Annotated in this window: 8 protein-coding genes; 1 reads left to right on the top strand and 7 read right to left on the bottom strand. The window is 41.7% G+C overall.

Annotated features, from left to right (window positions below):
• Positions 1–376: 376 nt before the first annotated feature.
• Entirely contained in the window at positions 377–1,441 is a 1,065-nt protein-coding gene (locus H8716_RS15410) for a P1 family peptidase (protein ID WP_249309887.1), read from the top strand.
• A 3-nt stretch (positions 1,442–1,444) separates the two neighbouring features.
• On the opposite strand, the gene H8716_RS15405 is transcribed toward H8716_RS15410, so the two are convergent.
• The 7 genes from H8716_RS15405 to H8716_RS15375 all read right to left on the bottom strand — a co-directional run bounded on the left by H8716_RS15405 (position 1,445) and on the right by H8716_RS15375 (position 9,494).
• Entirely contained in the window at positions 1,445–2,827 is a 1,383-nt protein-coding gene (locus H8716_RS15405) for an ABC transporter ATP-binding protein (RefSeq protein ID WP_249309886.1), read from the bottom strand.
• Positions 2,828–2,832: 5 nt separating this feature from the next.
• Entirely contained in the window at positions 2,833–3,510 is a 678-nt protein-coding gene (locus H8716_RS15400; RefSeq protein ID WP_249309885.1) for an energy-coupling factor transporter transmembrane component T, read from the bottom strand.
• Entirely contained in the window at positions 3,510–4,106 is a 597-nt protein-coding gene (locus H8716_RS15395; RefSeq protein ID WP_249309884.1) for an MptD family putative ECF transporter S component, read from the bottom strand. Before H8716_RS15395 ends, H8716_RS15400 begins: the two co-directional genes overlap by 1 nt.
• Positions 4,107–4,121: 15 nt before the next feature.
• The gene (locus H8716_RS15390; protein WP_249309883.1) at positions 4,122–5,882 is read right to left on the bottom strand and encodes an ABC transporter ATP-binding protein; all 1,761 of its coding nucleotides are present in this window, start codon (positions 5,880–5,882) and stop codon (positions 4,122–4,124) included.
• A complete protein-coding gene (locus H8716_RS15385; protein ID WP_249309882.1) occupies positions 5,867–7,678 on the bottom strand; it encodes an ABC transporter ATP-binding protein in 1,812 nt (603 codons plus the stop codon). Before H8716_RS15385 ends, H8716_RS15390 begins: the two co-directional genes overlap by 16 nt.
• Positions 7,668–8,660, bottom strand: coding sequence for a helix-turn-helix domain-containing protein (locus H8716_RS15380; protein WP_118050721.1), 993 nt, complete (start codon positions 8,658–8,660; stop codon positions 7,668–7,670). Before H8716_RS15380 ends, H8716_RS15385 begins: the two co-directional genes overlap by 11 nt.
• A gap of 180 nt (positions 8,661–8,840) precedes the next feature.
• Positions 8,841–9,494: a class I SAM-dependent methyltransferase gene (locus H8716_RS15375; protein WP_249309881.1), complete on the bottom strand. Its 654-nt coding sequence runs from the start codon at positions 9,492–9,494 to the stop codon at positions 8,841–8,843.
• Positions 9,495–9,502: the final 8 nt, after the last annotated feature.

Here is a 9,502-nt window from a genome sequence, read left to right as displayed (position 1 = left end):
CTTAAACTCTTGTGAATACCTTGTACCTCTTGCCATAACCATTCTCCTCTCTTGATCTATGACTATCATATAATATTTATTGAAAATGGTCATGTTTATTTTGTACTATTTATATTCTAACATCAACCCTGTTACCTCGTTGTCTACGCTTCATGATTCCAGTTACCCAGAATCATGCAAGACTCACTAACGAATGAGGTGGTTATTCTCTTTTCGTGCAGGATTTCGCCTGCTCGGTGAAGTGCCCTTTACTGGGCGCACAGATCATACCCCAATATATTCTTAAACCGCTTTTTCCCACATTCTGTTTTTATTTCTCAAAAACTATGATACAATCATTAGAAATAGCCGACAAAGTTCAAGGGGGGAAAACAACGTGGAGAAAAAACGGATTCGGGACTTTGGAATTGTACCCGGAAGAGTGAAAACAGGAAAAAGAAATGCGATTACAGATGTACCTGGTGTGCTGGTAGGACACTGTACTGTGAACACGGAAGAAAATCATACCGGTGTGACCGTGATCGTCCCTGGTCCGGACAATGCATTTGCAAATCACTATACGGCGGCAGCCTATGTCCACAATGGTTTTGGAAAAAGTGCCGGTCTGGTACAGGTAGAGGAGCTTGGAACCCTTGAAACACCGATTGCCCTTACAAATACATTAAATGTCGGAAAGGTTTGGAATGCACTTGTTGATATCGTGATCGAACAGTGCCAGAACGATGGGCTGGAACCCATGAGCATCAATCCGGTCGTTGGTGAGTGCAATGACTGCAGGATCAACCAGATCCAGAAACGTGCAGTTGGTGAAGAAGAAGTGCGACAGGCTTTTGTGGCTGCTGCTGAGGAGTTCGAAGAAGGGGATGTGGGTGCCGGTGCCGGTACTATCTGCTACGGCATGAAGGGTGGCATCGGGTCTGCATCCCGTGTGATCTGTATTGGTGAAAAGGAATACACCATTGGCGTTCTGGTTCAGTCAAACTTTGGTGCAACCGAGGATTTTGTACTGAACGGAGAAGCTGTTGGTCCAAAAATTCTGGAATGGAAACAGGAAAAGAATGATATGGCTGCATCTGAAGAAGACAAAGGTTCGATCATGAGCATTCTGGCTACTGATCTCCCATTGACAAGCCGTCAGCTCAAACGGATTCTGAGAAGAACAGGAGTTGGCATTGCACGAACCGGTGGCTATACAGGACACGGAAGCGGAGAAGTCATGATCGGCTTTACAACAGCAAACCGGATTCCGTCCGGTTGCGAGGAGGAACTGCTTCAGCTATCAGCAATTCCGGAGTATGTGATCAACCGGGCTTTTCTCGCTGCAGCAGAAGCCGAGCAGGAAGCGATCTTGAATTCCATGACGGCTGCAAAACAGACTCGCGGAAGAGAGGGAGAGCTGTATTACAGCCTTGCAGAATACCTTAACGACAGGGAAGCCTAAAAATTAACTATTTATCCTAACATACCCCTTACAGGTTCGATTCAAAAATTCATAGTCATGTGTTACAACTATGATAATATATTTTTCTTCTGACAATTGTTTCATCAATTTTTCCACCTGACACATATGCCTAAAATCCAACCCACTGGTAGGTTCATCGAAAATGAGCAGCTTTTTTCTTCCCATAACTGCCTGGCAAATAGCAAGCCGCTGTCTTTGGCCACCCGATAATATCATCGGATGATATTCTGCATACTCTTCCAAGTCGAATTTTTCAAGTAATTCCCTGATTTCTTGTTCAGAGGCTTCTTCATTTGCAAGCAGACATTCATTTTTTACACTGTCTGAAAACAACTGATGATTGACTTCCTGCATGACCATCCCGAACAGTTTGGTCCGGGCCTTTTCCGACAGCTTTTTCCCTTGATACAGAATTTCGCCGCCTTTGGGCTTAAGCAGACCGCACAAGCAATTGCAAAAAGTAGATTTTCCGGCACCGTTTTTCCCTGTGATACCGATGATGTCTCCCGCTCTTGCAGATAAACTAATATTCTGAAAAATCATCTGTTTCTTTCTCTTAAAGGAAAGATTGCACACCTTAAGCTCTGCATTTTCCAAGTCACCGGAAATTTCCGGAATCTGTATCTGTTCCGGCACTATACTCCTTAATCCCAACTGTTCCCGCTCTGAATCTGACAAAGTCCTGAACTCCGATGGTGTAAATTCCCGTTCTATATGTCCTTCTTTCATATAAAGAATTCGGTCTGCAAATTGCTGAACCCAGGAAAGTCTGTGCTCCGCCACAACTACCGCATGCCCTTTTCCCTTAATTACCCTCAGTCTTTCACTCAACCGTTTGATTCCTGCCATATCAAGATTTGCCGACGGCTCATCAAGCACATAAATCTGCGGATTCATGGCATATACTGATGCAAACGCAAGAAGCTGTTTCTCACCACCTGACATGGAAAATACATCCCGGTCTTCCAGCTTCTCTATATCTAATTCATTTATTGTATTCTTAATTCTTTTTCGTATATATTCCGGTTCCACGCCTCTGTTTTCCAGGCCAAATGCCATCTCAGCATTAGAATTCGTATAAAAAAACTGGGTTCTTGGATTCTGAAAAACAGACCCTACAAGCTCTGCAATTTCATACATAGGTATCTCTGCAACATTTTTCCCGCAAACCGTAATCGTTCCATCTACGCTGACATCCCTCACAAAATGTGGAATCAATCCATTAATCAATTTTGTCATTGTGGTTTTTCCACATCCACTTTCCCCACATATCAATACGAACTCTCCATCCTGTATCTCCAGATTCACGTCTGACAGAATTCTTTTCCCTTGTATTGTTACATTTACATTTTCAAACTTTATCATTCTCTTTATCCTGCTATCACCACTATAAGAATTCCAACTGTTACCAAAATCATTATCAACCAGTCTGAAATTCCCATGTGAAGTGTTATTTCACTGGTCTTTTTTCCTGGGTTCTCGATTCCTCTTGCCACTGCCGCCGCTGCTATTTCATCCGATGTATTGACTGCAGACACGATCAATGGAACTACCGTACACTCCAAGCGGGATGCCCATGAGATATTCTGAAGTTTCATAGCAGCATTTATATGTACGAACTCCTCTTTCAAAGCTGGAAAATATCGAAGTGTCGTGGACATTGCTATGATAAAACCTTGTGGTAGATGCAGTGTATACATGGCAGCGATCATTTTCTGCATGGACGATGTTCGAAGCAGCAGCAAACCTGCCAGAACACATGGTAGCATACGTAATGAATAATTAATTAAAACTGGAAACACCATATTCATCCATGCGGGGCACTGCGGAAATACATACATTAGTAAAAGGTGGAAAGAAACAAGTAAAACGATACCTTTACCTGCCGCCTTATATAGTCCATGCACCAGCATAAGCAGGAGAAATATGCCTGAAAGCATACTCCCCTGCTCAGAATTTTTCTGACAGAACATACCAATATTTGCCATTAAAAGCAGCCACAGCCCAGCTCTTGGATCAAGATGATTGATGACTGTTATCTTATTCATCAGACAATCCCTGCTTTCTTAAAATGCTTACGGAATAAACCTTTAGCAATCAACGCTCCAATCACGCCTCCTATGACTGGAGAGATACAAAGTATAATCAGCATTGGCGTAGAAATCAATCCCGATAAAGACCGGACATATTCTGCAGACATTCCATTTTGCTGAATCTGCGCCAAAAAACTGTCTTTATACACCCATATTGCCAGTGGAGAGCCAAGCATTCCATAACAGAAAAACACAAACGATATCATCATATGTGTAAAACTGTTATCATACTTTGTCACAGACCTGTACAGTTCCGACAATATACATGCAATAGCAAATGTAATCAGTAACAATACTGTAAACTGACCAGTCACGAAATAAAGCAATGCAGTAATTGTTCCCATAATAAATACTGCCCCTGGTTTTCTCACTTTAGCTGTCATAAGCAGGAATGGGATTCCGGTCACAATTCCTGTCACGCCCGGTAACAGCAGCCACAACACTGGCACAAATCCAGTAAACATAGCTGCTAGATTGAGCACAAAATAAATTGCAGAGAAGATTCCTATTGTAATAAGATCCTTTCCTGATAGTTTTCTTGATTCTTCCATGTCTTTCGTTCCTCCTTAGCCGATTTTCCAGCCTTCCGACTGACTTCTGATATCTACAAAATCCTTATATTTTCCAAGAACAGCCACAAGCTCTTTGTGGGTTCCCCTCTGAATAATCTGCCCATCATCCACCACCAGAATCTGATCTGCCTGCTCAATTGTTGCCAGTCTGTGTGCGATTGTCACTATGGTTTTTCCTTTTGTAAGTTCCGATATAGCTGCCTGGATCAAATGTTCATTTTCCGGATCTACACTGGCTGTCGCTTCGTCAAGTATAATAATCGGTGCATCTTTTAGAATCGCTCTTGCGATGGAAATGCGCTGTTTTTCTCCACCGGACAGGCTCCCACCCCCTTCACCGATGACAGTATCGTAGCCTTCCGGTAATGCCATAATAAAATCATGGCAGCATGCTTTCTTTGCCGCTTCTACCATTTCCGCTTCTGTTGCATCCGGTTTTCCAAAGCAAATATTATTCCTCACTGTATCATGAAACAAATATACATTCTGAAATACCATGGAAATGTTGGATAACAGACTGTCACAGGTAAATTCTTTCACATCATGTCCTCCCACACGAACACTTCCACTGTCTGCATCATAAAACCGGGCAATCAAATTGCAGATCGTAGATTTTCCGCTTCCGGAAGGGCCCACGATTGCAGTCACTGTATGTTCCGGAATTTTCAGATTCACATTATGGAGCACCTGTCTTCTTTCCTTCCCTTCCCCGTAAGAAAAATCTACATTCTGAAATTCGATATCATAGTGTGCAATCTCTATCTGCTGTCCATCTGCATCAATGAAGGACTCTTGGGTCAACGCATCCAAATGCTCCAGGGCGTCATCAATGACAGCCAGTACATGAGCACAGTCTGCAATCGGCTCCAAAGAACCAAACACATGGAATGACAGCAGAATCACAAACATCATATAAGTAAAATCCAACTGTCCAGAAAATCCCAGATAAAACGCAGCGATTACGATACACACACTTGCTGTTTTTAACGCCAACAAATGCAGTGCATTATAAGGAATATATCCCCATTCTATTTTCAGATTAATGTCACGGCTGTCCCTGCATGCTTTTTTCATTGACTCCATAGAAGCTCCTGCTTTTCCAAAGGATTTCACTACAGAAAGTCCTCTCGCGTATTCCAGGGTTGCTCCGGTCAGCTCCTTGTTTGCCGCAGCAAGGATTGGTGCATTTCTTGTACTGTATTTTGAAATGATGAACAGGAATATCAGGGAAACAGCGGCACCCGTTACTGCAATCAGCCCTACTCTCCAGTTCACACAGGTGAGCCACAAAAGGATGCAGATAAAATTCAGATAACCTCCTACAAAGTTATCAATCATACGGATTCCCATTCCTTCCAGTGTATGAAGGCCTGTCGTGATGGAATTAAGAATCGTACCTGTATTCATGTTCTGAAAATATCCTAAAGATACACGCTTCAGCGCATCTCCCACTGCCAGTCTGTCTCTGGCAATCAATTCATAACTGATCGACTCCTGAAATCTTGCCCTTAAATAATCAAACAGAAAACGCAGAAAGATGAAAAGCAGCTGAATTACGATACTTTTCCCAATCCAATTCGCTGAAATAGTTTTTCCCTGCCCCTCGCATTCTACAAACTTTCCGATCGTATATGCCGCCCATATGACCGGCATTGCCGCAAACCAGCCTGAAAAAAAGGAAAAAACAAAACCGATATACAGATTCTTTTTAAAACTGCCACACCAGTCAATGATTCTTTTTACAGTGCTAAACATGAGTCTTCACCTTCTTTCTGACTTCCCACTGCCCAGTGTCTTGCTCCCACATGAGCCTGCCATATTCGCTGATAAAGCTGACAATTCTGAAGCAGCTCTTCCTGGGTTCCCGCCCCTTCTATACAGCCATTTTTCAAAACAACGATTTTGTCTGCATCTGTGATTGTGGAAAGTCTGTGTGCAATGACCAGCAATGTCTTGCCTTTTGTCAGTTCTTCTATACTCTTCTGGATCTTGTTCTCATTTTCCGGATCCGTAAATGCAGTTGCTTCGTCAAGAATGATGATCGGTGCATTTTTTAATATCATTCTGGCAATGGCAATCCTCTGCTTTTCTCCACCGGATAACCGTTTTCCTGCTTCCCCTGCAGGGGTATCATAGCCCTGCGGCAGCTTCTCTATAAACTCCTGGCAGCATGCCTTTCTTGCTGCTTCCCGTACCTCTTCATCCGATGCAGCCGGATTGCCGAGACGTATATTTTCCATGATAGAACACCGGAACAGGAAATTATCCTGTGTCACAAAACTAATCATTTCTGAAAGCTGTGACAATGGCATTTCCCTAATATTTACACCGCCTATGGTAATGCCGCCGGATGTCACATCCCAGAATCTTGAAATCAACCTTGCTACTGTAGATTTACCTCCCCCGCTCGGTCCGACCAATGCAGTAAAACTTCCTGCCGGCATCGTCAGGTCAATTCCATGCAGCACTTCGTCCTTTTCCTCACCGGTATAAGAGAAATGCACATTTTCCAGTTTCACATCATAGCTGTTGATATTTGCATATACAGAAGGCTCCGGCAATTCTTTCATCGTAAGGAAATCCTGTATGCTTTCGATGTTATATTGCATTTCACGAAGATTTTCAGAGAATACCTCTATTTTTGCAAAAGATGTCACCATGGACATGGACAGCATGACTGCCAGCACAAGCTGTGATATGGTCAACTGACCATGCATCGTCAGATACAGTCCCACAGGCAAAGTTCCAAGCAGTGTCGATGGAAACAGGGCGAATGTCATTTTCATGGTGATCCAGGTGGAAGACAGCCATTTCACAACGAATTTCTTATAATCCAGAATTGCTTTTGCATATTTCTCATAAGAGGTTCCTGCCCTGCCAAATGCCTTAATAACCTCTATGCCCTCTATGTATTCCACAATAGTACTGTTCATATGTGCATTGGATTCGTCGTACTGAGTGAAACTTTTTCCGCTGATAATCACGGTAAGTGTCATAAATACCAAAGACAATGGAACGGTTACAAGAGAAGCCAGTGCAATTCTCCAGTCCAGCGTAAGCAAAGCGATAAAGCTGATTACCGGAAGCAGGATATGTCCGCTTCCTTCCGGAATCATATGAGCAATGGGTGGTTCCATATTTTCGATTTTTTCTACCATAATGCTCTTGATTTCACCAATACTGTGCCCTTCCACATCTCCTAATGGTGCTTTCAGAAACCGGTCTGTCAGGCGGAGCCTTAAACCCTCCAATATGTGATAGGCTGCTATATGGGATATCCATGTGGATGCGGAAAAGCTTACGATTTTTATAATATAAAAGAGTAAGGCATACAGACACCATCTTAAAATTTCCTGCATAGGAGCCTGATTCAAATTTCTTATATACAAATCAATTCCACGGTAAATGCAATAATATGGCATAAGTCCACTGATAATACTGATAACAGATAAAATAACGGATATTCCAAGCCTTTGCCCGCTTCCTTCGGTATAGCTCAGTAACACTTTCAGCCAGCTGTCTTTTTTTTCTGATACTTTTTTATTTTCCATCAAAGGTTTCCTTTCTGAATCGGTACTCTGCCGGAGACAGACCCATCACACTTCGAAATGCAGATGAAAATTTCCCCGGATTTTCATATCCTACACTTGCGGCGATCTCCTGTACTTCTTTCTCTTTATCCTGTAACAGCATATTTGCAGCCAGATTCATGCGATACCTTTTCTGATAAGAATAAATAGAATCTCCATAAACATCTTTGAAGCATTTTTTCATAGTTGTCAGTGGAATCTCATACATAGAGGAAAGTTCTTCGATGGTAAACCGTGTCTGAGGATTCCCTGTGATCTGCGCATGAATCCCTTTGATTTTTTCCATCTGAGTTTTGTAATAATATGGTCTGACTTCTTTCCTGTCTTCTACGGTCATCGTGTTTAAGTACAACAATAATTCCACGACTTTTATCTGATAATATTCTTTTGCTTTTGCAAGTTCCGGATGTGCCATGTTTTTCTGGTAAAATCCGGAAAGAATTGACCCAAGTTCCTTATCTCCACGAATTACATAAGGTTTCTCTTCTGAACAATAACGGCTTCGAAGCTCCTCAATAGATACGGAAAATCCATGAAACATTTCATCAAGTGCCTTCTGAACTTCCGCAACTTCCATGAAAATACTGACTCCATGATAATGCTTCAACGGATAATAAGTCGTCCCCTTATGATTTTCTCTGTTATCCAAACGGAGTTCATTTTCCTGCATAATACTGAACACACCTGGCTTTACCTCCATCTCAATTCTTCCCTCCCGGCAGTGGTCAATACAGAATATTTTTCTGTCATTCTTCAATTCAAATTCAGATGCGCACTGTTCCATGTGCATGTCTGAAAAACAAATCATCACACCTGGCATTACTCGGTAAACCGTCATAACGCCCTCTCCTGTCGCATCATTTAACATAAGAACAGAGCAATTCTCATTCTGAATCACAGGCTTCACATTACTTCCAAGTCTTGCAATTTCATTTATATTCAAATTTCTTCTCCTTTCACATAGTGGTATTCCTTTGTGTTAGTTTTATCTAACCTTTTCTATTATCTTAACATGAGAATCGAGCATTATCCAGACCTGAACGGACAGCAATAATCCATTTAGACAAAAATAAAGTTCCAGACTTATTATCTGAAACTTTATTATAAATCCAGCATCATTGCATTACTTCACACAACGGAAATATACCATAGAACCGTCAACATGGATATCCGTTTCTTTATATAGTTTTTGAAGGATATCTCTCAGCTCTTTCTCCGTCTGAAATGGTGGAGAAAACCACCCTTTCTTTGCAAGAATATTTTTTACCAGCCAGTCTGTCCGTTTCGATTTTCCCCTGATATAAAAGCAGGCAATGAAATTGCCGCCTGGTTTCAAAACACGCCATATTTCATGAAATGCTTTTTGCTTGTCAGGAAATGCATGAAAACCATTCATACTGACAACAGTATCAACAGATTCATTCTCCATTTGCAGATTTCCCACATCACCCTGAATACATTTGATATGTGCATGACTACCAAGTCTTTTTCTGGCTTGTTCAAGCATATCCATGCTGTAATCAATACAAGTAATATGTGCATTTTTCAGAGAACTCCATTTGTTTTCCGTAAATACAGCAGTTCCAACCGGAACATCAAGAAGATTTCCTGAAAAGTCATCAGGAACATATGATAAAACTTTTCGTGCTATATCATTATCATCAGTGCCACTCCAAAATAACTTAATATACAGTTTGCTGAAAATATTTCTTTGCGTAAGAACATCGTCATATATATTTTTTGATGTTTCATAAGCATTTTGTATTTTGTCTGCCATATTACCCT

It is taken from the genome of Jingyaoa shaoxingensis, from assembly GCF_014385005.1.
Classification (GTDB): domain Bacteria; phylum Bacillota; class Clostridia; order Lachnospirales; family Lachnospiraceae; genus Marvinbryantia; species Marvinbryantia shaoxingensis.
This window is presented reverse-complemented; position numbering and strand designations above follow the sequence as displayed.

Coding starts and splice junctions, on each gene's coding strand:
- H8716_RS15385 (WP_249309882.1), bottom strand. CDS start 7,678: ATGGAAAATAAAAAAGTATCAGAAAAAAAAGACAGCTGGCTGAAAGTG.
- H8716_RS15395 (WP_249309884.1), bottom strand. CDS start 4,106: ATGGAAGAATCAAGAAAACTATCAGGAAAGGATCTTATTACAATAGGA.
- H8716_RS15375 (WP_249309881.1), bottom strand. CDS start 9,494: ATGGCAGACAAAATACAAAATGCTTATGAAACATCAAAAAATATATAT.
- H8716_RS15400 (WP_249309885.1), bottom strand. CDS start 3,510: ATGAATAAGATAACAGTCATCAATCATCTTGATCCAAGAGCTGGGCTG.
- H8716_RS15390 (WP_249309883.1), bottom strand. CDS start 5,882: ATGTTTAGCACTGTAAAAAGAATCATTGACTGGTGTGGCAGTTTTAAA.
- H8716_RS15405 (WP_249309886.1), bottom strand. CDS start 2,827: ATGATAAAGTTTGAAAATGTAAATGTAACAATACAAGGGAAAAGAATT.